The sequence below is a fragment of the Cellulosimicrobium marinum genome (assembly GCF_020551945.1).
Lineage (GTDB): Bacteria > Actinomycetota > Actinomycetes > Actinomycetales > Cellulomonadaceae > Cellulosimicrobium > Cellulosimicrobium marinum.
Genome location: NZ_JAJBZH010000005.1, coordinates 155693 through 179365, shown reverse-complemented (window position 1 = coordinate 179365; position 23673 = coordinate 155693). Strand labels below are relative to the sequence as shown.

The window sequence follows — 23673 nt, the reverse complement described above, 5'->3', positions numbered from 1 at the left end:
GCGCACGCTCGGGCAAATCACCCGCCCGTAATTTGGACGGAGTGGTGCGTTAGCCCTAGGGTCCAGTCACCACGGCGCCGTCTTCCTCGAGGTCGAGGACGCGCCTCCGCCGCCCCTCGTGACCCTGGAGCACCCATGCCCCGTCCTGCCGCGCACCGTCGCGGTCGCCTCCTCGCTGCCGCCGGCACCGGGATCGCGCTCGTGACCACCGCTCTCGTCGCACCGTCCGTCGCCGTCGCCGCGCCGGCGAACCCGGCCGACACGTGCCCCGCGGACGGGACGTTCCCCGGCATCTCCACGTCGGACCCGCTGTTCCACGACTCCGGCGTCGCCGTCCTCGTCGGCGGCGACTACACCGCGCTCCCCGGCGCGAAGGAGAGCGAGGGCGTCCTCGCCGTCCTCGGCGACGTCCGCGTCGCCACCGGCGACCTGCTCAACGTGGGCCGCGCGGGCGGCGGCTCGCAGATCGTCCCCCCGGCCGGGAGCGACATGCTCGTCGCGGGCGGAGCGATCGACGCGACCGGGTCGCGCGTCGACGTCGGGCACGGGATCGTCGGCGCGGACGGCGCGTCCGGCGGCAACGCGGTCGCGGGCGGAGCCATCGAGCCCAGCACGGCGTTCGAGCTCAACGGCGGGGACCTGTATGCGCAGGAGGGCCCGGACGTCGCCGCCTCCCTCGGCGCGCTCGTCGACACGCTCGGCACGGTCTCCGCCGGCCTCGCCGGTCTCGACGCGAACGGGACCACGACCTTCGAGCGTCCGCGCCTCACGCTCCGCGCCTCGGCCGGCGCCGACCTCCACGTCTTCGACGTCACGGCCGCGCAGCTCGCGACCGCGACCGAGCTGCTGTTCGTCGGCACGGGCTCCGCCCCGGTCGTCGTCAACGTCTCCGGCACGGACGTCGACTACCGCGTCGTGCACACCGCGGTCGACGACATCGCGAACCGGGTCGACGGCCCCGCGTCCGACGGGATCGGCAACACCGCCGCGCGCACCCTGTGGAACTTCGCCGACGCGACCAGCGTCGACCTGGGCCTCGCCTCCGCCCCGAGCCAGCTCGTCGGCAGCGTCCTCGTGCCGTCGGCGGACTCCGTCGTGGCGCAGCGCACGCACACCAACGGCCGGCTCTGGGTCGGCGGCGACCTGACCTTCGGCGGCGAGGGCACCAACGGTCTCGAGCACCACAACTACCCGTGGACCGGCACCGAGGAGCTCGACTGCACCCCGGAGCCCCAGATCACCGAGCCCGAGGAGCCGGTCGACCCGACCGAGCCCACCGAGACGCCGGACCCGACGGAGCCCACCGAGACGCCGGAGGACCCGAGCACCCCGCTCGTCGAGGAGCCCGAGACCACGCCGGCGCCCGAGGAGAGCGTGACCGCGACGCCGGTCGCCGACGAGGACGACACCACGCCGTCCGAGGAGTCGACCCCCACGACCGCGGACGAGGAGGGCTCCGGCCTGGCCTCGACCGGTGCGTCGGTCGCCCTGCTCGCGACGCTCGCCACGCTCCTCCTCGGTGGCGGCGCCGTCCTCCTGGTCGTCGCGGCGCGACGCCGCGCCCAGGGCTGACACCACCGGCGGCGCCCGGCGACGGGCTCCGCAGATCGCACGGACGGCGCGCTCCCTCGGGGGCGCGCCGTCCGTCGTCGTGCCGGGCCGAGGACGCGACCTCAGTCCAGGGCGCCCGCCGCGAGCACGGGCTCGCGTCCGCCCACCAGTGCCGCACGGACGACCGCGGCGGTCGCGAGGACCTGCGCGTCGACCGCCAGGACCTCGGCGGGCGGCACGTGGACGAACCCGGCACGCAGCCCCGGGGTGCCCGCCGCGTGGTGCATGAGGTGGTAGAACGTCGCGTTGCAGACGTACGTCCCCGCCGTGTTCGACACCTCGGCCGGGACGTCGAGCGCCCGCAGCGCGGCGAGCGCGGACTTCAGCGGGAGCCCGGACCAGTAGGCGGCCGGGCCGCCGGGGACGACCGGTTCGTCGACGGGCGCCGCCCCGTCGTTGTCGGGGATACGGGCGTCGAGCACGTCGATCGCGACCCGCTCCAGACGCATCCCCCGCGAGCCTCCGGCGAGCCCGAGCGCCACCACGACGTCCGGCCCGTGCTCACGGATCGCCTCCGCGAGCACGGGCCACGCCCCGGCGAACGTCACCGGGAGCCGGACGGCCGCGACGTCGACCCCCACCAGCTCGCGACCGCGCGCGGCGAGCTCCCGCGCAGTCTCCCAGGACGGGTTCGCCGTCCCGCCGCCGAACGGCTCGAACCCGCTCACGAGGACCGTCATGCCTCGTCCTCCGCGCTCTCCTCGTCGAGCTCGTGGCAGACCTTCGCCCACAGCTCGTCGACCTGCGCGCGCAGGTCGTCCGGGGAGCCCGTGCCGTCGAGCGTCACGTCCGCGACCGCGAGGCGCGCGTCGTCGTCGGCCTGGGCGGCGAGGCGAGCCCGCGCCGCGTCCTCGTCGAGGCCGCGCGCGGCGAGCCGCTCGGCGCGCTGGTCCGCTGGCGTGTGCACGACGACGACGAGATGGAAGTGGTCGGGGTCACCCGTCTCGACGAGCAGCGGGACGTCGTGCACGACGACGGCGCGGGGGTCGGCGGCGGCGGCCGCGGCCTCGCGCTCCGCCGCCAGGCGCCGTACCTCGGGGTGCACGACCGCGTTGAGGCGCTCCCGTGCGGCGGCGTCGGCGAAGACCCTGTCGCCGAGGGCGGCGCGGTCGAGCGAGCCGTCGGCGGCGAGCACGTCGGCCCCGAAAGCCTCGACGACCTCGTCGAGGCCCACGCTCCCCGGGGCGACCGCCTCCCGGGAGAGCAGGTCGTAGTCGATCACGACCGCACCCTGCTCGGCGAAGCGTGCGAGGGCGACGGACTTGCCGGCCGCGATCCCTCCGGTCAGGCCGATGCGGAACATGGACCCATCCTGCCAGCCGGGGCGCCCGCGGCAACGCCGGGCGGATCCGGTCAGCCGGTCGCGGTGCCGGCGACGGTCCGCAGGAGGCGGAGCAGCTCGCGCCGGTCGTCCGGGCCGAGGCGCGCCAGGAGCGTCCCCGCGCCGTCCGACCTCCGCGCACCGACCTGCGCGACGACGTCCCGGCCGCGCGACGTGAGCGCGACGAGCGTGGCGCGCCGGTCCGCCGGATCCGGGGTGCGCTCCACGAGGCCGGCCGCCTCGGCGTCGTCCACCTTCGAGGTCACCGACCGTGGTGCGACGTCGAGCGCGGCCGCGACGGCACCCAGCCGACAGGGGGCGTCGCACCGGGCGAGGTGGCGCAGGAGCCGGTACTGGCCCGGGGTGGTCCCCGTGGGACCGAGGTGCTCGCTCGCCTCGCGGCGCACCGCGTGCAGCGCGGTGTGCAGGAGGGCGAGGAACTCGTCGGCCTCCTCCGGCACCGGGATCTCCGCCGCGGGCACCGCGGTGTCCGCCGGGCCCGGGGACTCGTGGTCGCTCACGGCGCGAGCCTACCGGGATCAGTCACCGTTGTGATAGTCACTCATAGTGAGTTACGCTCACTATCGATCTGCGCACTGCGAGCCCTGCCCGCACCCCGTCGCGGCGCCCCCGCCGCGACGGTGACGCTGCGCTCCCACCCCCCGGGAGGCCAGATGACGTACCACTCCCCCTTCGCGGCGGCAGGAACCGGTCCGGGCGGCCGCGGCATGCGCTCGTTCCGCCAGGACGCCACCGTCGCCCGGCAGCGGCTGCACCGCGGCACCGTCCGACGCGTGCTCGGCTTCGCCCGACCCTACCGGGGCGCTCTCGCCGCCTTCCTCGTTCTCATCTCCGTCGACGCGGCCGCCGGCGCGGTCACCCCCCTCCTCTTCCAGCGGATCATCGACGACGGCATCACCCCGGGCCGCACCGACGTCGTCGTGCGCCTCGCCCTCGTGGCCGCCGGGATCGCCGTGCTGTCCGGAGCGCTCGGCGTCGCCCAGCGCTGGTTCTCGGCACGCATCGGGGAAGGGCTCATCGTCGACCTGCGCACCGCCGTCTTCGACCACGTCCAGCGCATGCCCCTCGCCTTCTTCAGCCGCACGCGCACCGGCGCGCTCGTCCAACGCCTCAACGGGGACGTGCTCGGCGCGCAGCAGGCGTTCACCTCCACGCTGTCGAACGTCTTCTCCAACCTCCTCACGGTCGTCTTCGTGCTCGCCGCCATGCTCACCATGTCCTGGCAGCTCACGCTCCTCGCGCTCACGCTCCTCCCCGCGTTCGTGCTCCCGGCCCGCTGGGTCGGCCGACGCCTCGCCGCGATCACCCGGGAGAGCTACGAGCTCAACGCCGAGGCCGCGCAGACGATGAACGAGCGCTTCAACGTCGCGGGCGCCCACCTCGTCAAGGTGTTCGGCGACCCGGGCCGCGAGTCCGCCCGCTTCGCCTCGCAGGCCGGCCGGGTACGCGACATCGGCGTGCGCCAGGCCATGTACGGGACCGTCTTCCGCGTCGGGCTCACCGTCGTAGCGTCCGTCGCCGTCGCGATCGTCTACGGCATCGGCGGCGTCATGGCGATCGGCGGCTCCCTGACGGTCGGGACGGTGGTCGCCCTCACCGCCTACCTCGGGCGGCTCTACGGCCCGCTCACCGCGATGTCCAACGTCCAGGTCGACGTCATGACCGCGCTCGTGAGCTTCGAGCGCGTCCTCGAGGTCCTCGATCTCGAACCCACCGTGACCGACGCGCCGGACGCTCGCGACCTCGCCGACGACGTCGACCGGGCGGGGGCGAGCCTCGAGCTCGACCACGTGACGTTCCGCTACCCCGCCGCGGCCGAGGTGTCCCTCGCGTCCCTCGAGTCCGTCGCCCTCGACGGGGTCGAGCCGACGGGCGACACGATCACCGACGTGTCCTTCGCCGTCCCCGCCGGGTCCATGGTCGCGCTCGTCGGCGCCTCCGGCGCGGGCAAGACGACCGTCTCCCAGCTCGTGACCCGCATGTACGACCCGACGGGCGGCAGCGTGCGCATCGCCGGACGCGACCTGCGCGACGTCTCCCAGGCGAGCCTGCACGACGCCGTCGGCGTGGTCACGCAGGAGGCCCACCTCTTCCACGACACGATCGCGGAGAACCTGCGCTACGCCAAGCACGACGCGACGGACGCCGAGATCGAGACGGCGCTGCGTCGCGCGCACGTGTGGGACGTCGTCGCCAGGCTCCCGGCCGGGCTCGAGACCGTCGTCGGCGACCGGGGGTACCGCCTCTCCGGCGGGGAGCGCCAGCGCCTCGCGATCGCCCGCGTCTTCCTCAAGGCCCCGGACCTGGTCGTGCTCGACGAGGCGACGGCGCACCTCGACTCGGGGTCGGAGGCGGCCGTCCAGGCGGCGCTCGCCGAGGCGCTGCGAGGGCGGACCTCGCTCGTCATCGCCCACCGCCTCTCGACGGTCCGCGAGGCCGACCTCATCGTCGTCCTCGACGCCGGCCGGGTCGTGGAGACCGGTACCCACGCCGACCTGCTGGCCGCCGACGGTCGGTACGCCGCGCTCTACCGCACGCAGTTCGCAGAATCTGCGCTGCCCGCCGCCTGACGCCGCGGCAAGGGAGCGCGCCGCGCCGAACGCCACCCACGGCGAAGGCCCGCCACCCCGAGGGGTGACGGGCCTTCGTGCTGTCCGGTCGCGGCCCGGTGCGGGCCGCGGCGGGATCAGTTGCCGGTGAGCTTCTCGCGGAGCGCGGCGAGCGCCTCGTCCGAGGCGAGCGTGCCCGTGGCCTCGGCGGCCGGGGCCGACGAGTAGGACGTGCTGCCGCCCGCGGACGACGACGACGAGGACGACGACGCGGCGGTGTCGCCCGACGCGGACTCGTAGTCGGCCTTGAGCGCCTCGGCGACCTGCTTGCGGTGCGCCTCCCAGCGCTCGTGCGCCTTGGCGTACTCCGCCTCCCACGCCTCGCGCTGCGCCTCGAAGCCCTCGAGCCACTCGTTGGTCTCGGGGTCGAAGCCCTCGGGGTACTTGTAGTTCCCCTGCTCGTCGTACTCGGCGGCCATGCCGTAGAGCGCCGGGTCGAAGTCCTCGGACTCCGGGTCCACGCCCTCGTTGGCCTGCTTGAGCGACAGCGAGATGCGGCGACGCTCGAGGTCGATGTCGATGACCTTGACGAAGACCTCGTCACCGACGTTGACGACCTGCTCCGGCAGCTCGACGTGGCGGACGGCGAGCTCGGAGATGTGCACGAGGCCCTCGATGCCGTCCTCGACGCGCACGAACGCACCGAACGGGACGAGCTTGGTGACCTTGCCCGGCACGACCTGACCGATCGCGTGGGTCCGGGCGAACGTCTGCCACGGGTCCTCCTGCGTCGCCTTGAGCGACAGGGAGACGCGCTCGCGGTCGAAGTCGACGTCGAGGACCTCGACCGTGACCTCCTGGCCGACCTCGACGACCTCGGACGGGTGGTCGATGTGCTTCCAGGACAGCTCGGAGACGTGCACGAGGCCGTCGACGCCGCCGAGGTCCACGAACGCACCGAAGTTGACGATCGAGGAGACGACACCGGGGCGCACCTGGCCCTTCTGCAGCGTCTGCAGGAAGGTGGAGCGGACCTCGGACTGCGTCTGCTCGAGCCACGCACGGCGCGAGAGCACGACGTTGTTGCGGTTCTTGTCGAGCTCGATGATCTTCGCCTCGATCTCCTTGCCGACGTACGGCTGGAGGTCGCGGACGCGACGCATCTCCACGAGGGAGGCCGGGAGGAAGCCGCGCAGGCCGATGTCGAGGATGAGGCCACCCTTGACGACCTCGATGACGGTGCCGGTGACGACGCCGTCCTCTTCCTTGATCTTCTCGATCGTGCCCCACGCGCGCTCGTACTGGGCGCGCTTCTTGGACAGGATCAGACGGCCTTCCTTGTCCTCCTTCTGGAGGACGAGGGCCTCGACCGCGTCGCCGACGTTGACGACCTCACCGGGGTCCACGTCGTGCTTGATGGACAGCTCGCGGGAGGGGATGACGCCCTCGGTCTTGTAGCCGATGTCGAGGAGGACCTCGTCGCGGTCCACCTTGACGATCGTGCCTTCGACGATGTCGCCGTCGTTGAAGTACTTGATGGTCGCGTCGACGGCGGCGAGGAAGTCCTCCTCGGTGCCGATGTCGTTGACGGCGACCTGGGGTGCGGACTTCGCGGGGGTAGAGATGGTCATTGAGTTCGATGCTCCGATGCGGACAGGGAAGTCGTGCGGATAGGGTGTGCGGCGATCGCGAGGACGTCGGGACGGTCGCCCGACCGCAGGACGTCCCGGACCTCTCCTGCGGGGGCAGGCGGACGGGGCGTCGAACGTCGGACGGCAAGACGGCAGGCGCAATGCACCGCCGTCCATCCTACGCGTGCGCCGACCGCAGGGTCAACGCGGGTCGGAGTCCTCAGGCGAGGACCTGCGCGACCCGCAGGAGCTCGGCCGGGACGCGCTTGGGCCGGCCGGCGACCTCGGCCAGCGGGACCAGCTCGACGCGCTCGCCGCGCAGCGCCGTCATGACGCCCGTCGTGCCCGCGCTCACCGCGTCCACCGCCGCCACCCCGAACCGGCTGCCGAGGATCCGGTCCGTCGGGGTCGGCTCGCCGCCGCGCTGCACGTGGCCCAGCACCGTGAGGCGGGTGTCGAACCCCGTGCGCTCGGCGATCTCGGCGCTGACCCTCTCCCCCACGGAGCCGGCGACGATCTCCCCGTACCGCCCGAGCTGCTGCGTGAACTCCATCGACGACCCCGCGCGCGGCACGGCACCCTCCGCGACCACGACGATCGAGAAGTTCGCGTGGGCGCGGTGCCGGTGCCGCAGGAACTTCACCACCTGGTCGATGTCGAACGGCTCCTCGGGCGCCAGCACCACCTCGGCACCGCCCGCGATGCCCGAGTTCACCGCGATCCACCCCGCGTGCCGACCCATCACCTCGACGACCATCACCCGGTTGTGGCTCTCCGCCGTCGTGTGCACGCGGTCGAGCGCCTCGGTCGCGATGTTCACCGCGGTGTGGAAGCCGATCGACAGGTCCGTGCCCTCGACGTCGTTGTCGATCGTCTTGGGGATCGCGACGATCGGGACACCCGCCTCGCCGACCCGGCTCGCGGCGTGCAGCGTGCCGTCCCCGCCGATGCAGATGAGCGCGTCGAGACGCTCGGCCTCGACCGTCGCGAGCACCGCGTCCATGCTCCCGTCCTCGGTGCTCGGGTGGAAGCGGGCCGTCCCGAGCAGCGTGCCGCCGACGGGCAGCACGTTGCGGATGTCCTGGCGCCCGAGGGGGAACACGTCCCCGTCGACCACGCCGCGCCACCCGTTGCGGAAGCCGATGATCGTGTGCCCGTACTCCCCCGTCCCCTGCTTCACCACGGCACGGATCGCCGCGTTGAGCCCGGGGCAGTCGCCGCCGCCCGTGAGAAGTCCGATGCGCACCTGGTCCTCCGTCTCGTCGTCTCCCGGCGCGTGACGCGCCCGGCGGCGGACGGGGCGCTGCCCCGCGGCGCCGCGTCGGCACCACCCTAGCCAGGTGGCGCGCGTCACCCCGGACCCGTCCTGCCATCCGGGCGCGCCGACGACCAAGGTCCCGCACGCGACGGACGGAAGGACCGTCGTCGGCTCCGGCAGAATGCCGTCATGCACGAGCCCGACCCGAGCGCACCGCCCGACCGCAGCACGCCGCCCGGACCGACGGCGCACGCCGGGTACCGCGACGTCCCCGCCACGGAGGGCGGCCGGGCGGGCCGCTCCTGGTGGGACGCGAACGCGGACGAGTACCTCGACGAGCACGGCGACTTCCTCGGCGCGACGGACTTCTGCTGGTGCCCCGAAGGGCTCCGCGAGCACGACGCGCACCTGCTCGGGGACCTCGCCGGACGGCGCGTCCTCGAGGTCGGCTCCGGGGCGGCGCAGTGCTCGCGGTGGCTCGTGACGCAGGGCGTGCAGGTGGTCGCGACGGACGTGTCCGCCGGGATGCTGAGGACCGCCCGCGCCCTGGACCGCAGCACGGGCGTGCACGTGCCGCTCGTCCAGGCCGACGCCCGCCGGCTCCCGTTCGCCGACGCGGCGTTCGACGTCGCGTTCACGGCGTTCGGCGCCATCCCCTTCGTCCCCGACGCCGAGGCGGTCCACCGCGAGGTAGCGCGCGTCCTGCGGCCGGGCGGCACGTGGACGTTCTCCGTCACCCACCCGGTGCGCTGGGCCTTTCCCGACGACCCGGGCGAGCACGGGCTCACGGCGAACCGCCCCTACCTCGACCGGCGGCCCTACGTGGAGACCGACGCCGCGGGACGAGTCGTGTACGCCGAGTACCACCGGACGTTCGGCGACCACGTGCGCGAGCTCGTCGGCGCGGGCCTGGAGCTGGTCGACGTGGTCGAGCCCGCCTGGCCGGAGGGCCACACGGAGGTCTGGGGCGGGTGGGGCCCGGTGCGGGGCGCCCTCCTGCCCGGGACGGCGATCTTCCGCGCCCGCCGCCCCGGCTGAGCCCGACCCCGACCTCGACGGGTCAGTGCCCGGCGTCGTGCCACGTGGTCCCGACGCCGACGGACACGTCGAGCGGCACGTCGAGCTGCGCCGCGGCCCCCATCTCGGTCCGCAGGACCGCCTCGACGGCGTCCCGCTCGCCCGCGGCCACCTCGACGACGAGTTCGTCGTGCACCTGCAGGAGCAGCCGCGAGCGCAGGCCCTGCTCGTCGAGCGCGCGCTGCACGCCGAGCATCGCGACCTTGATGAGGTCGGCGGCGCTGCCCTGGATGGGGGCGTTGAGCGCCATGCGCTCGGCCATCTGGCGGCGCTGGCGGTTGTCGCTCGTGAGATCGGGCAGGTAGCGGCGCCGGCCGAGGAGCGTCGCCGTGTACCCGGTGGCGCGGGCCTCGTCGACCACGCCGGTGAGGTAGTCGCGCACGCCGCCGAACCGCTCGAAGTAGTCGTCCATGAGCTTCTGCGCCTCGCCCACCTCGATGGTGAGCTGCTGCGAGAGGCCGAACGCCGACAGCCCGTAGGCGAGGCCGTAGGACATCGCCTTGATCTTCGACCGCATGGCCGGGTTGACGTCGGCGGCGGGGACCTCGAACACGCGCGACCCGACATAGCTGTGCAGGTCCTCGCCGGAGCGGAACGCGGCGATGAGCCCCTCGTCGCCCGACAGGTGGGCCATGATCCGCATCTCGATCTGGCTGTAGTCCGCCGTCATGAGGGTCTCGTAGCCGTCACCGACGACGAACGCGCGCCGGATCCGCCGGCCGGCCTCGGTGCGGATCGGGATGTTCTGCAGGTTCGGCTCGGTCGAGCTCAGCCGGCCCGTCGCCGCGATGGTCTGCTGGAACGTCGTGTGGATGCGCCCGTCGTCGGCGACCGACTTGAGCAGGCCGTCGACGGTCTGGCGCAGCCGGGAGGCGTCCCGGTGCGCGAGCAGGTGCTCGAGGAACGGGTGCTGCGTCTTGACGAACAGGTCCGCGAGCGCCGCAGCGTCGGTGGTGTACCCCGTCTTGATCTTCTTCGTCTTCGGCATGCCGAGCTGGTCGAACAGCACCTCCTGGAGCTGCTTCGGCGAGCCGAGGTTCACCTCGCGGCCGATGACCGCGTAGGCCTCCGACGCGGCCGTGACGACGAGGTCGCCGAAGTGGCTCTCGAGCTCGCGCAGGTACTCCACGTCGGCGGCGATGCCGGTGCGCTCCATGCGCGCGAGCACCCCGGTGAGGGGGAGCTCGAGCTCCGTGAGGAGGCCGGAGGCGCCCCGGTCGTCGAGCTCTCCCGCCAGCACGTCGGCGAGCTGGGCGACGGCGAGCGCGCGCACCGCGTCGCGCTCCTGCTCCCCGCCGCCGTCGAGCGAGAGGTCGAGCGCGCCCTGCGCGTCGCCGCCGCCCTCGGTGTCCGGGCGGAGCTCGCGGTGCAGGTGCCGCACGACGAGGTCGCCGAGGTCGTAGCCGCGCTGGTCCGGGTGGCACAGGTACGCCGCGAGTTCGGTGTCGAAGGCGACGCCGTGCAGCGCGTACCCGCGGGCGGCGAGCTCGTGGGACGCCGACTTCGCGCCGTGCACGACCTTCGGTCGCGCCGGGTCGCGCAGCCACGCGGCGAGCGCCTCGTCGTCGGCGGGGCCGAGGTCGGCGAGCTCGAACGCCACGGCCGACCCGGCGTCGTCGGACAGCGCGAGCGCCCACGCGTCCCCGCCCGCGGGGACGGCCTTGCCGGAGACGTCCATGCCGAGCCGGCGGTCGCCGTGCTCGGCCAGCCACGCGCCGAGGCCGCCGGGCAGGACCGTGGCGAGCTCGACGTCGAACCCCGCCTCGGTCTCGACCTCGCCCTCGGGGGCGATCGCGAAGAGCCGGTCGCGCAGGACCCGGAACTCCAGCGCGTCGAGCACGGCGTGCACGGCCTCGCGGTCCCAGGGCTGCGCGGCGAGGTCGTCGGGCCCGACGGGCAGCTCGAGGTCGCGCAGCAGGGCGTTCAGGCGCCGGTTGAGCCGCACCTGCTCGAGGTGGGCGCGCAGGTTCTCCCCCGCCTTGCCCTTGATCTCGTCGGCGCGGTCGAGGAGCGCCTCGAGGTCCCCGTACGCGGTGATCCACTTCGCGGCCGTCTTGGGCCCCACGCCCGGGATGCCCGGGAGGTTGTCCGACGTCTCGCCGACGAGCGCCGCGAGGTCGCTGTACCGCTCGGGCGGCACGCCGTACCGGTCGACGACTGCCGCGGAGTCCATGCGCGCGAGCTCGGAGACGCCCTTCTTCGGGTAGAGGACCGTGACGTCCTGCCCGATGAGCTGGAACGCGTCGCGATCCCCGGAGCAGACGAGCACCTCCATGCCCGCCGCGGCACCCTGCGTGGCGAGCGTCGCGAAGATGTCGTCCGCCTCGTACCCCTCGCGCTCCAGCGTGGGGATCCGCAGCGTCTCGAGGATCTCCTTGATGAGCGGCACCTGTCCGCGGAACGGCTCGGGCGTGGACTCGCGCGTGCCCTTGTAGCTCGGGAGCATCTCGGTGCGGAACGACTGCCGGCCGGCGTCGAACGCGACCGCCACGTGCGTGGGCTCCTCGTCGCGCAGGAGGTTGATGAGCATCGACGTGAAGCCGTAGACGGCGTTGGTGTGCTGCCCCGTCGTGGTCGAGAAGTTCTCGGCCGGGAGCGCGAAGAACGCGCGGTAGGCCATCGAGTGTCCGTCGATGAGCAGGAGGCGGGGTCGCGCGGAGGTCGTCACGGGTGCCAACCTATCGCCCATGACCGACACGCACGGACCCGCGCCCGAGCCCGCCACCGGGCAGCCCACCGAGCAGCCCACCGAGCCTCGTGACGCCTACGAGGCCCTGGGCCTGCGGACGCGGGGCACGCTCATCGAGCGCATGGGCATCGAGCTCCAGGAGGTGTCCGCGGAGCGGGTGACGGCCCGCATGCCCGTCGCGGGGAACACGCAGCCGGCCGGGCTGCTGCACGGCGGGGCGTCGGTGGTGCTCGCGGAGACGCTCGGCTCCGTCGCGGCGCAGCTCCACGCGGGGGCGGGCCGGGCCGCCGTCGGCACGGAGGTCAACGCGACCCACCACCGGGCCGTGCGGGAGGGCTGGGTGCACGGGGAGGCCACGGCGGTGCACCTCGGGCGCACGACGGCCAGCTACGAGATCGTGGTGTCCGACGACGCGGGGCGGCGCGTGTGCACGGCGCGCCTGAGCTGCATGGTCCTCGGCCCCGCCTGAGACGGGCCGGGCTGCCCGGCGGGCGTCAGCCGGGGAGCGTCTCGCGCTCGGCGGCGGGCGTCACGACGCCCGTCCGCCGACGGTGCTCCGCCTGGAACTCCCGCAGGTCGACCGGACCGCTGAGGCCCTCGGTGCGCGCACGACGGCGCCGCGCGATGAGGTCCTCGAGGGACCGCGTGCCGCGACGGGCGGGCCCGAGATCGGCGGCGAGGCGCCGCTGGAGCACCGCGGTCTGCACGACCCGGTGACCCGCCACGGGGCCGAACCCGAGGCGGGCGAGGAAGCGCTGGACGCCTCGCGACCCGGGGATCGGGACCGAGTACACGTGGGTCGCGCCCGCCGCGGAGGCGAGGTCCGCCGTCGCGCTGAGCAGCGCGTGACCCACGCCGCGGCGTCGGGACTCCTCCCCGACGTACACGGCCTCCACGTAGAGGCTCGGCTCGTCCGCGAAGAGGTGCGGGTCGAGCACGCGGGCGAGCACGAAGCCGACCGGGCGACCCTCCTGGAGAGCGACGAGCACACCGCCGCCGGGCAGCGCGAGGAGCACCGACAGGTGCCGCACCAGGCGGTCCTCGTCGGGAGCGCAGATCTGGGCGCCGGACGCGGACTCCGCGCGTGCCTCGGCGCACAGGGCGGCGATGCCGGGCAGGTCGTCACCGACCGCCGGACGGACCTCGACTGCTGGACGCACGCCGTTCCTCCTCGTTCGCACCGTGGGCCGCGACATCGAGGACGTGGGGGGTGAGGAAGACCACGTCGCTGCGACGACGTCGGCGGCCGCCGACCTCGAGCACTACGTGGCGACCGCGTTCACCGCCCCGGAACTACTGGACGCCAGTCCAAGACGATAGCCCGGCCGGGGCCACGTGACAAAGGTCCAGTTCAGCCGTGCGGGCCGAGCGCGGTCGCCCGGGCCGTCAGGCCCCGCCGACCTGCTCGATGACGGCGTCCGCGACCTCGCGCATCGTGAGGCGACGGTCCATCGACGTCTTCTGGATCCAGCGGAACGACTCCGGCTCCGACAGGCCCATCTTCGTCATGAGCAGGCCCTTGGCACGGTCCACGCGCTTGCGCGTCTCGAACCGCTCCGCGAGGTCGGCGACCTCGGACTCGAGCGCCGAGATCTGCGAGTAGCGCGAGATCGCGATCTCGACCGCGGGGAGCAGGTCGGCCGGGGTGAAGGGCTTGACCACGTACGCCATGGCGCCGGCGTCCCGCGCGCGCTCGACGAGCTCGGCCTGGGAGAACGCGGTGAGCAGGACGACCGGCGCGGCGTGCGCCTTGCCGATCTGCTCGGCCGCGGAGATGCCGTCGAGCTCGGGCATCTTCACGTCCATGACCACGACGTCCGGCTTGAGCTCCAGCGCCAGCTTGACCGCCGTCGCGCCGTCGCCGGCCTCGCCGACCACGTCGAACCCGGCCTCGCGCAGCGTCTCGACGACGTCGAGGCGGATGAGCGCCTCGTCCTCGGCGACGACCGCGCGACGCGCGGGACGACCCGTCGACGGCTGCGGCGTCTCGGCGGGCTGGGGCTCGATCATCGGGGGCAGGTCGAGCGGCTTCTTGTCCTCGGGCTGCGCTGTCTCGTCACTCACGCTGAACATCGTAGTGCGCACCACCCCCTGCCGCCCCCGGGTTTCGCCCGGCGCGGACTGTGATCCCGGTCGGTGTCCGTGCCGCGCCCTCGCGTGTGGTTCGATGGAGCCCGCGCGGCACGCCCGCGCAAGCCCCGGTAGCCCAACCGGCAGAGGCGTTCGGCTCAAACCCGATCCAGTGTGGGTTCGAATCCCACCCGGGGCACCCTCTCGCTCGTCGACGCTCCACCCACGAGCGTCCCTCTCCCGCCGACGTCGGGCCGTGCGACTCAGGCGTCCGGCGCGGGCGGCAGCGCGGGCAGCCGTGCGTCGAGGAGCCACGTGTCGAGGAGACCGTCGACGTCGGCCCCCGCGGACCGCAGCGCCGCCCGCAGGTCCCCCGTGGTCACCGACCCGTGCCGGTGCGTCGCGGTCCACCCGCGCAGCACGTCGAAGAACGCCGGGTCTCCGAGCGTGAGCCGCAGCGCGTGCAGCGTGAGCGCGCCGCGCTTGTACAGCCGGTCGTCGAACATCGACGCGGGGCCGGGGTCGGCGATCACGAGGTCCTGGGACAGCCCGGCGAGCCGGTCGTGGGCGGCCCGGGCGTGCGCGTCGGCGGTCTCGCGGCCCGCGGCCTCGGACCACAGCCACTCGGCGTAGCAGGCGAACCCCTCGTTGAGCCAGATGTCCTGCCACCGCGCCACGGAGACGCTGTTGCCGAACCACTGGTGGGCCAGCTCGTGGGCCACGAGGCGGTCCCACGTCCCGGCGCCGTCGAGGTGGTTCGCGCCGAAGATGGACAGACCCTGCGCCTCCAGCGGGATCTCGAGCTCGTCCTCGGTGACGACGACCCGGTACCCCTCCGCGAACGGGTACGGGCCGAACATCGACTCGAACGCCGCCATCGTCTCGCCGTGCCGGGCGAGGTCGCGACGCACGGCGTCGCGCTGCCCGGCGTGAGCGAGCGCCGTCTGGTGGACCGTGCGCCGCAGCGCGTCGACCAGCCCCGCGGGACCGGGACGCCGTGCGACGTCCAGCTCGTCGAACCGCCCGACGACGACCGTCGCGAGGTACGTGCACATCGGCGCGGTGGGGCCGTGGCGCCAGGTCCGGGTCGAGGCGCGGCGCGAGACGTCGAGGAGAGGGCCGTTCGCCACCACGGTGTACCCGGCGTCCGTCGTCACGGTGATCTCGAACACGGCCTTGTGCGCCGGGGTGTCGTTGCACGGGAACCAGGTCGGGGCGCCGTCGGGCTGGCCGGCGACGAGCGAGCCCTCCGTGAGCTCCTCCCACCCGACGTCGCCCCACGGGCCGATCCAGGGCCGCGGGCGCCCCCCGTACTCGACCTCCACCTGCAGCGCGGTGCCCGCCGCGACGGTCCGGCCGAGCCGGACCCGGAGCCTGCCCCCCGCGTGCGCGAAGCGTGCCGTCGCGCCGTCGACCCGCACCCGACCGGCCTTGAGGTGGACGAGGTCGAGCTCGACGACGTCGACGTCCGCGTCGAGCACGACGTCGAGCGTCGCCACGCCGTCGAGGCGGTTGGGCCGCACGCGGTACGTCAGGTCGAGCCGGTAGCGGTCCACGTGGTGGTCGGTCGTCCCGCGGTGCGGGGCGTACGGGTCGGGGCCGTTCATCGGTCGGCGGTGGGCCACGGTCCGGCGTCCTCCTGGGTCGGGTGCGCCGCATCGTACGCGACGACGGCGCCGCTCACCGCTGCCCGGCGACGGCCGGGTCGGTGTCCCACGGCACGATCGGGTTCCCGTGCCAGGCCGAGCCGGTCGGCACGACCTCGCCCCGCATCACGAGGGACGCCGGGCCGACGCGCGCGCCGTCGGCGACGACGGCGGCGGGCAGGACGACGCTGTGCGGCCCGACCGACGCGCCCGGGCCCACCTCGACCGTGTCGAGGCTCATCACGCGGTCGTGGAAGAGGTGCGTCTGCAGGACGCAGCCGCGTCCCACGGTCGCGCCGTCGGCGAGGTGGACGAGGTCCGCCTCCGGGAGCCAGTACGTCTCGCACCACACGCCTCGGCCGACCCGCGCACCGAGGGTGCGCAGCCACCCGGTGAGCAGGGGCGTGCCGTAGGCGTGCTCGGCGAACCAGGGCGCGGCGACGACCTCGACGAACGTGTCCTGGAGCTCGTTGCGCCACACGAACGAGCTCCACAGCGGGTGGTCGCCCGTCCGGAACCGGCCGACGAGCAGCCCCTTCACGGCCGTGGTGAGCAGCGCGGCCACCCCGCCGGCGGCGAGGAGGACGGCGCCGGACGACGCGGCCGCCCACCCGGGCCCCCACGTGTCCGCGAGGTGCAGGAGGGCGGCGACCACGGCCACCGCGAGGTACGCCGAGCACACCGCGGCGGCCCAGCGGAGCACCTCGAACGCACCGCGCGCGGCGAGCAGGCGGGGCGGCGGCGCGAAGGTGCGGGACTCGTCCGCGTCGCCCTGCGCGACGCGCCGCAGCCGCGTGGGCGGGCTGCCGAGCCACGACGAGCCCGCCTTGGCCTTGGGCGGGGCGGCGGACAGCACCGCGACGAGCCCGTTCTTGGGCACCGACCGTCCCGGTGCGGTGATCCCGGAGTTGCCGAGGAACGCGCGCTTGCCGACGCGCGCGCGGGCCACGCGCACCCACCCGCCGCCGAGCTCGTAGGGCGCCACCATCGTGTCGTCGGCGAGGAAGGCCCCGCGCGCGACCTCCATCATCGACGGCAGGCCGACGACGGTCGACGCCTCGACGTCGCGCCCCACGCGCGCACCGAGGAGCCGCAGCCACCCCGGGGTGAAGACGCTCGAGTAGAGCGGGAACAGGGAGGTGCGCGCCGCGTCCATGAGCCGCTGCGTCACCCACGCCTGCCAGCCCTGCCGGCTGTGCGCGGGGTGGTACCCCTCGTGCAGGCCGACCGCGAGGAGCCGCACGCAGCCGAGGACGAGCGCCGCGTAGGTCGCGGCGGCCGCGAGCGCCGCGGCCGGGACCCACGCCGCGAGGGGGCCCACGAGCTCGCCCAGCCCGGGCGATCCGACCGTGAGGGGCACGCCCGCGAGCAGCACGACGAGCCCGACGCCGACCGCGACGACCGGGAGCAGGCTCAGCCCGAGCCCGCTCAGCCCGTAGGCGAGCGCCCAGCGTCGTCGGCGCGGCGGCCGCTCGTCGGGCCAGGGGTGCCTGACCTCGCTCCGCACGCGCACGGCGGGCGAGCCCGCCCAGTACTCGCGGGCGCCGACGCGGCCGGCGACGCAGGACCCGGCGGCGACGTCGGCGCCCTTGCCGACGCGCGCGCCCGGCAGCAGGGTGGACCGTGCCCCGACGGTCGCGCCGGCGCCCACGCGGACGCGCCCGACGTGGAGCGTGTCCCCGTCGAGCCAGTGGCCCGACAGGTCGACCTCGGGCTCCACCGCGCTCCCGGCCCCGAGGGTGAGCATCCCCGTGACCGGGGGCAGGGCGTGCAGCTCGACGTCGCGGCCCACGGTCGCGCCGAGGAGGCGGGCGTAGAGCCCGACGAGCGGGGCGCCCGCGACCGTCACGCCGCCGCTCGCGCCGACCAGGCCCTCCGCCGCCCACAGCCGCAGGTGGACGGAACCGCCGCGCGGGTAGCGCCCCGGTCGCAGGCCCCGCAGGAGGAGGCGGGCACCGACGGCGGACACGAGCATCCGGCCCGGCGGGCTGACGAGCAGGAGCCAGCCCGCGACGACCCACCACCAGGACACCGGGCGCACGAAGGGCAGCGCTGTCGTGGCGGCGAGGACGTTACCCAGCGCCGCGACCCAGACCAGCCAGCGCAGCCCGGCGACGGTGCGCAGGGCGAGCAGCACGAGCAGCTGCACGGCCTGCGTGCGCCGCGGCACGGGCAAGGCCGGTGCGCCACGCGACCCCGGCGACGCCCCCTCGTGGACCGGCCCGCTCGCCGGCGTCCCCGCGGACCCGTCGTCGACGAGCGCGGCGAGCTCCCCCACCGACGGGTTGTCGTACAGGTCGGCGACGGTGACGCTCGGTAGCCGTTCGCGCAGCGCCGAGACGACCTGGGCAGCGGTGAGGCTCCCGCCGCCGAGCTCGAAGAAGTCGTCGTCGGCGACGCGCGGCTCGGCCCCGAGCACGCGCTGCCAGATGCCCGCGACCCACTCCTCGGTCCCCGTGAGGTGCGGTGCGTCGTCGGTGGCCGTCGTCTGCGCCGCGAGCCGTGCACCCTCCGGCAGCGGCCACGGGAGCGCGTCGCGGTCGACCTTGCCGGACGTCCGGGTCGGGATCTCGTCGACGACCGCGAGGAGCGGCACGAGCGCGGCGGGCAGGACGTGGCGCAGGGCGTCGACGCACGCCCGGGCGTCGAGCGCGTCCGACCGGGCGGCCTCGGGGACGAGGTAGCCCACGAGGACCGAGGTCCCCGCGTCGGAGCGGCGCACCGCGCTCGCGGCCGCGCCGACCCCGTCGAGGGCGAGCAGGGCCGCGTCGATCTCCCCGAGCTCGATGCGCCGCCCGCCGACCTTCACCTGGTCGTCGGCGCGGCCGACGAAGAGCAGGCCCGCGTCGTCGCGCACGACGAGGTCGCCCGACCGGTAGGCGCGTTCCCAGCCCAGGCCGGGGTGCGGGGCGTACTTCTCGGCGTCCTTCGCGGGGTCCAGGTACCGGGCGAGCCCGACGCCGCCGATCACCAGCTCGCCCGTGGCGCCCGGGGCGACCGGCGCGCCGTCGGGCCCGACGACCGCGAGGTCCCACCCGTCCAGGGGGAGCCCGATCCGCACGGGGCCGGGGCCGCCGAGCGGCGCCGCGCACGCGACGACCGTGGCCTCCGTGGGCCCGTAGGTGTTCCACACCTCGCGGCCCGGGACGGCGAGACGGTCGGCGAGCTCCGGCGGGCAGGCCTCCCCGCCGAAGATGAGCAGCCGCACCGACCGCAACGACTCCGGCGGGAGGAGCCCCGCCAGGGTCGGCACGGTCGAGACGACGGTGATCCCCCGCTCCGCGACCCACGGGCCCAGGTCCGCGCCGGTGCGCACCAGGGCGCGCGGCGCGGGAACGAGGCACGCGCCGTGGCGCCACGCCAGCCACATCTCTTCGCACGAGGCGTCGAACGCGACCGACAGCCCCGCGAGGACCCGGTCCCCCGGGCCCAGGGGCGCGTCGCGCAGGAAGAGGCTCGCCTCGGCGTCGACGAACGCCGCCGCGCTGCGGTGCGTCACGGCGACGCCCTTGGGCGTGCCCGTCGACCCGGACGTGAAGATCACCCACGCGTCGTCCCCGGGTCCGGGGCGCTCACCCGCCCGCGGGCCCGCGTCGGTGTCGGGCAGCACCGCGAGGCTCCCGTCGTCGCCCACGACGGCGCGCACCCCTGCCTCGGTGAAGACGAGCTCCGCACGCTCCGGCGGGTCGTCCTTGTCGACGGGGACGTAGGCGCCGCCCGCCGCGAGCACCGCGAGCACCGACAGGTACAGGTCCGCCCGGCCCGACGTCGCACGCACCCCCACCCGCTCGCCCGGCCCGACCCCCTGGTCGACCAGACGGGCCGCCCGGCGCCCCACCTCCGCTTCCAGCTGGCGGTACGTGAGCACCGTGCCGTCGTCGATCGCGGGGGCGTCCGGGTAGGCCTGCGCGGTGGCCGCGAGGACGTCGAGCAGCGTCCGTGGCGCCGGGGCCCGGTACCCCGCGAGGAGGGGGTCGGGCGAGGTCGAGGTGGGCTGCACGCTGCTCCAGGGCCGGGGACGCTTCTGGGCGAAGGGTAGTCCGGGTCGGTGCACGGCGGGTGGACGACACGTGTCCGGCACCCGACCCCGGCGACACCTCGCGGAAACGCCCCCGACACACCGCGGCCGTACCGTCGCAGCACGACGCGCCGCCGCGGCCCACGGGAGAGGGGGACGACCATGAGCGGGAGGATGCTCGACCACGTCGACCCGTTCGTCGGGACGGAGGCGACGGCGCTGCCCCCCGCCACGGGGATCGCCGCCACGTGGTGGGCGCCCAAGCCGCAGGTCGGCAACACCCACCCCGGCGCGTGCCACCCCCTCGGCATGGTGTCCGCGTGCGCCTACTCCGGCGCCTACCCCACCGGGTACGGGCGCTACGACATCAGCACCGAGGGCCTGCCGACGGCGCTCGTCGACGAGCACGTCGCGTCCGGCGTCACCCACTTCCAGCAGTCGGGCACCGGCGCGATCCGCAAGTACTACAACTACCTGCGCGTCACCCCGATGCTCGAGCCGCTCGACGCCCTCGGTCGCACCTGGGCCCTGCACGACGAGGTGGCCGTCCCCGGGTACTACGCGGCGACGCTCGGCAGCGGCGTGCGCTGCGAGGTGACCGTCGGGCCCAAGAGCGCGGTCCACCGCTTCACCTTCCCCGAGCACCGTGACGCGCGCGTCGTCGTCGACCTCTCGCTCGGCGGCCTCGCCATCCCCTACGGCGCGACCGTCCCGCTGCGCGCCCACCTGGCGACCCTCGGCCCCGGTGCCGCGGCGGGCGAGATCGTCGTCGAGGGTGCCCCGCTCGCCGCGCACCTCGAGTGCGACGCCCCGCGCTGGCGGCAGATGCTCTGGTACGACCGGCGCCTCATGCCGGGCAGCACCCGGCTCGAGTTCGGCGACATCCGGCCCACGACGCTGCGGCCCTTCGGCCTCGTCTGGGCCGGACCGACCCGCGCCGGGCAGGTCGTCGAGCTGCGGATCGGGTTCTCCCTGCGCGGCACCGACCAGGCGCACGACAACCTCGTCGCCGACTGCGGACCCGGCCCGGAGTCGTTCACGGTGCGCCGCGCGACGACGTCGACGACGTGGGACGACCACCTCGAGCTCGTCGAGGTCGACGGCGTCGACGACGACCGCCGCTCGGTGTTCGCCACCGCCCTCTACCACTCGCTCGTCAAGCCCTGCCTCGCCCCCGACGAGAGCCCCTTCTGGCCGACCGACGGACCGTTCGCCTACGACCTGTCGACGATGTGGGACATCTACCGCACCCAGCTCCCCCTGCTCACCACGTTCTGGCCCGAGCGGGCCGTCGAGCTCGCGACCGCCCTGCTGCACATCTGCGAGGAGGAGGGCAACTTCCCCGTCGGATACCGCATGGCCCGCGGCGCGGACCGCTTCTCCCGCCAGGCGAGCGCCCTCGCCCAGACGTTCCTCGCCGACCTGTGCGCGCTCGACCTGCCCGGCCTCGACTGGGACTGGGCGCTCGTGCACATGCACAACGACCTGCGCCGCACCTACGGCGAGGACTACCTCCTGCAGGGCGTCGCGCACCCGATCAGCCACACGCTCGACCTCGCGTTCGGCTACTGGTGCACCGAGCGCGTCGCGCGTCGCGTGGGCGACGCCGCGCTCGCCGACGAGCTCGCCCGGCTCGCCGCCGGCTGGGTCAACGCCTTCGACCCCGGTACCGGTCTCCTGCGCGACTCGACGTACTACGAGGGCGGACGCTGGAACTACTCGTTCCGCCTGCTGCACGACATGGCCGGACGGATCGCCCTCGCCGGCGGCGACGACGCGTTCGTCGCGCTCCTCGACCGCTTCTTCGGCTACGGCGCCGAGCCCGTCGTCCAGCCCGGGGAACGGCCCGGCCCCGCCGAGATGGCCGCCGGGTACGCCCTCGACCGGTTCGAAGGGCTCAACAACGAGCCCGACATGGAAGCCCCCTGGGCCTACCACTACGCGGGCCGTCCCGACCGCACAGCGGAGGTCGTGCACGCCGCCGTGCACCAGCGGTTCGGCACCGGTCCGGGCGGCCTGCCCGGCAACGACGACTCCGGCGCGCTGAGCTCCTGGTACGTCTGGGCGTCGCTCGGGCTCTTCCCCGTCGCCGGGCAGGCCCTCTTCCTCGTCAACGCCCCGGCGTTCTGCGAGTCCCGGCTGCACCTGCCGGGCGGCGTCCTGACCGTCGAGACGACCGGGTTCGCACCACCGGGGCCCGACACCCCGCCGCAGTACGTCCGGGCGGCCTGGCTCGACGGCCGCCCCCTCACCCGGACCTGGCTCCCCGCGAGCACCGTCCGCCGCGGCGGACGCCTGCTGCTCGAGCTCGGCCCGGAACCCTCCGCGTGGGGCACCGACCCGGCCGACCGGCCACCGTCGACCCCGCCCCCCGCACCACCCACCACCGCACCCCGGGAGACGCCATGAACCCCACCGACGCACCCCGCGACCGCCGTCTCGTCGTCGTCGTCCGCGCCGACCCCGTGATCTGCGGCCACTCCGGCGAGGCGCGCAACCTCGCCGAGGCCGCGCTCGACCGCGGGTTCACCGACGTGCGGATCGTCACGTGGCCGCTCGACCGGCTCCGCGAGGCCGGCCTCCCCCTCAAGCCGCTCGACACCGTGCTGCCCTACAGCCCCGGCATCACCGTGGAGCGGCCCGAGCCCGTGGGCGACTACAAGGTGCCCGACGCGCGGTACCTCGCCGGTCTCACCGGCCGCCTCGTCGAGCTGTTCACCGACGGCGTCCCCACGGTCTGCCTGTCGCTCTACCTCAGCCCCCACACCACCGCGGTCACCGACGCCGTGCGGGTCGCGCGCAGCACCGGGCTGCCCGTCGACGTCGCCACCGTCGCGGAGGCCGTCGGGTCCGACGTGACCAACGTCGTCCGGTCGTGCGTGGAGGCCGGACGCTTCGGCGCCGCGGCGCACGTCCTGTCCGACTACCTCGCGAACGACCTGTGCGTCGCCGTCTCGCGCTACACGCGCGACCTCGTGGTCGAGTGCGCGCAGCAGGTCGACGAGCGCCACGGCACCTTCTTCGCCGCCCAGCTCCGCGAGCGCGTCCGCGTGTCCTACCCGGCGATCGACACCGCCGCCTACACGGGGCTCGACCCCACCCGGACCGCCGACATCCTCGCGCGCCGCGGCCTCGACGCCGACGGCTACGTGCTCTACCTGTCCCGCCTCGCCGCCGCCAAGGGCGTCGACGACCTCCTCGACGGGTTCGCCCGCTCCGGAGCCGCGACGACGCACCGGCTCGTCGTCGCGGGCCGCGGCCCGCAGGAGGCGGAGCTGCGCGCCCAGGCCGCGGCGAGCGCCGTCGCCGAACGGGTCGTCTTCCTCGACGACGTCGACGACGCCGAGAAGCCGCACCTCATGGCCGCCAGCGCCGCGTTCGTCCTGCCGAGCAAGCCCCGCCCCGAGTTCGTCGAGACGTTCGGCATCGCGCTCGTCGAGTCCATGCTCGCCGGCGGGGGCCCCGTCATCACGACGGACACCGGCGGCATCGGCGAGGCCGTCGGCGACCACGCGACCATCGTGCCCGTGGGCGACCCCGACGCGATCGCCCGCGCCCTCGACGACGTGCTCGGCGCGACCCCGGACGAGCGCGCCCGGGCGCGCGAGGCCGCCCGCACCCACGCCCTGCAGTTCGACCGCGCCGCCGTGCTCGACGCCATGCTGCGCTCGCTCGCGCTCACCCCCGACGCCCCTGCCTGGCTCACCCCCTGGGAGCCCGCCGCGGTGTGACCGCCGGAGGCGTGCTGACGCCGAGCACGAGGTTGTTGTCGGCAACAGCCC

At 74.7% G+C, this 23673-nt stretch carries 16 protein-coding genes and 1 tRNA gene; 7 read left to right on the top strand and 10 right to left on the bottom strand.

Annotation, left to right across the window (positions count from 1 at the left end; genetic code table 11):
* Nucleotides 1-135 precede the first annotated feature (135 nt).
* A complete protein-coding gene (locus tag LGQ04_RS12620) occupies nucleotides 136-1572 on the top strand; it encodes a choice-of-anchor A family protein (RefSeq protein ID WP_229244175.1) in 1437 nt (478 codons plus the stop codon).
* A 101-nt stretch (nucleotides 1573-1673) separates the two neighbouring features.
* On the opposite strand, the gene LGQ04_RS12615 is transcribed toward LGQ04_RS12620, so the two are convergent.
* Genes LGQ04_RS12615 through LGQ04_RS12605 form a run of 3 tightly spaced genes read right to left on the bottom strand, consistent with a single transcriptional unit; the run spans nucleotide 1674 to nucleotide 3453 of the window.
* The gene (locus tag LGQ04_RS12615) at nucleotides 1674-2291 is read right to left on the bottom strand and encodes a pyroglutamyl-peptidase I (protein WP_229244173.1); all 618 of its coding nucleotides are present in this window, start codon (nucleotides 2289-2291) and stop codon (nucleotides 1674-1676) included.
* Nucleotides 2288-2914 (bottom strand): dephospho-CoA kinase, encoded by a 627-nt coding sequence (coaE, locus tag LGQ04_RS12610; protein ID WP_229244171.1) that lies wholly within the window; start codon nucleotides 2912-2914, stop codon nucleotides 2288-2290. Before coaE ends, LGQ04_RS12615 begins: the two co-directional genes overlap by 4 nt.
* A gap of 50 nt (nucleotides 2915-2964) precedes the next feature.
* Nucleotides 2965-3453, bottom strand: a complete 489-nt coding sequence (locus LGQ04_RS12605) for a MarR family winged helix-turn-helix transcriptional regulator (protein ID WP_229244169.1) — start codon at nucleotides 3451-3453, stop codon at nucleotides 2965-2967.
* Nucleotides 3454-3606: 153 nt separating this feature from the next.
* Between LGQ04_RS12605 and LGQ04_RS12600 the strand changes: the two genes are divergently transcribed.
* Nucleotides 3607-5523 carry an ABC transporter ATP-binding protein gene (locus LGQ04_RS12600; protein WP_229244167.1) on the top strand — a complete coding sequence of 639 codons (1917 nt, stop codon included), beginning with the start codon at nucleotides 3607-3609 and terminating at the stop codon, nucleotides 5521-5523.
* A 116-nt stretch (nucleotides 5524-5639) separates the two neighbouring features.
* Here LGQ04_RS12600 and rpsA read toward each other — a convergent pair whose 3' ends face one another.
* Both rpsA and LGQ04_RS12590 read right to left on the bottom strand, forming a co-directional pair.
* Nucleotides 5640-7133: a 30S ribosomal protein S1 gene (rpsA, locus tag LGQ04_RS12595; protein ID WP_229244165.1), complete on the bottom strand. Its 1494-nt coding sequence runs from the start codon at nucleotides 7131-7133 to the stop codon at nucleotides 5640-5642.
* 220 nt (nucleotides 7134-7353) lie between these two features.
* Complete coding sequence (locus LGQ04_RS12590; protein ID WP_229244164.1) at nucleotides 7354-8379, bottom strand: 6-phosphofructokinase; 1026 nt, start codon at nucleotides 8377-8379, stop codon at nucleotides 7354-7356.
* A 201-nt stretch (nucleotides 8380-8580) separates the two neighbouring features.
* Between LGQ04_RS12590 and LGQ04_RS12585 the strand changes: the two genes are divergently transcribed.
* A complete protein-coding gene (locus LGQ04_RS12585; RefSeq protein WP_229244163.1) occupies nucleotides 8581-9429 on the top strand; it encodes a class I SAM-dependent methyltransferase in 849 nt (282 codons plus the stop codon).
* Between the two features lie 22 nt (nucleotides 9430-9451).
* On the opposite strand, the gene polA is transcribed toward LGQ04_RS12585, so the two are convergent.
* Entirely contained in the window at nucleotides 9452-12157 is a 2706-nt protein-coding gene (polA, locus tag LGQ04_RS12580; RefSeq protein ID WP_229244162.1) for a DNA polymerase I, read from the bottom strand.
* Between the two features lie 121 nt (nucleotides 12158-12278).
* Here polA and LGQ04_RS12575 point away from each other — a divergent pair, with 121 nt between their 5' ends.
* Nucleotides 12279-12626 (top strand): hotdog fold thioesterase, encoded by a 348-nt coding sequence (locus LGQ04_RS12575; RefSeq protein ID WP_229244515.1) that lies wholly within the window; start codon nucleotides 12279-12281, stop codon nucleotides 12624-12626.
* A gap of 25 nt (nucleotides 12627-12651) precedes the next feature.
* Here LGQ04_RS12575 and LGQ04_RS12570 read toward each other — a convergent pair whose 3' ends face one another.
* Both LGQ04_RS12570 and LGQ04_RS12565 read right to left on the bottom strand, forming a co-directional pair.
* On the bottom strand, nucleotides 12652-13317 hold the full coding sequence (locus LGQ04_RS12570; protein ID WP_229244161.1) for a GNAT family N-acetyltransferase: 666 nt from the start codon (nucleotides 13315-13317) through the stop codon (nucleotides 12652-12654).
* Between the two features lie 226 nt (nucleotides 13318-13543).
* Nucleotides 13544-14230 (bottom strand): ANTAR domain-containing response regulator, encoded by a 687-nt coding sequence (locus LGQ04_RS12565; RefSeq protein WP_372470062.1) that lies wholly within the window; start codon nucleotides 14228-14230, stop codon nucleotides 13544-13546.
* A gap of 122 nt (nucleotides 14231-14352) precedes the next feature.
* Between LGQ04_RS12565 and LGQ04_RS12560 the strand changes: the two genes are divergently transcribed.
* A tRNA-Leu gene (locus tag LGQ04_RS12560) sits at nucleotides 14353-14426 on the top strand.
* Between the two features lie 64 nt (nucleotides 14427-14490).
* Here the strand turns inward: LGQ04_RS12560 and LGQ04_RS12555 are convergent.
* Nucleotides 14491-15852: a M1 family metallopeptidase gene (locus LGQ04_RS12555; RefSeq protein WP_229244160.1), complete on the bottom strand. Its 1362-nt coding sequence runs from the start codon at nucleotides 15850-15852 to the stop codon at nucleotides 14491-14493.
* Between the two features lie 55 nt (nucleotides 15853-15907).
* Nucleotides 15908-19873 (bottom strand): Pls/PosA family non-ribosomal peptide synthetase, encoded by a 3966-nt coding sequence (locus LGQ04_RS12550; RefSeq protein WP_229244159.1) that lies wholly within the window; start codon nucleotides 19871-19873, stop codon nucleotides 15908-15910.
* A 180-nt stretch (nucleotides 19874-20053) separates the two neighbouring features.
* Between LGQ04_RS12550 and LGQ04_RS12545 the strand changes: the two genes are divergently transcribed.
* Entirely contained in the window at nucleotides 20054-22300 is a 2247-nt protein-coding gene (locus LGQ04_RS12545) for a glycoside hydrolase domain-containing protein (RefSeq protein WP_229244157.1), read from the top strand.
* On the top strand, nucleotides 22297-23622 hold the full coding sequence (locus LGQ04_RS12540; RefSeq protein WP_229244155.1) for a glycosyltransferase: 1326 nt from the start codon (nucleotides 22297-22299) through the stop codon (nucleotides 23620-23622). The genes LGQ04_RS12545 and LGQ04_RS12540 overlap by 4 nt, the downstream gene beginning before the upstream one ends.
* Nucleotides 23623-23673 lie beyond the last annotated feature (51 nt).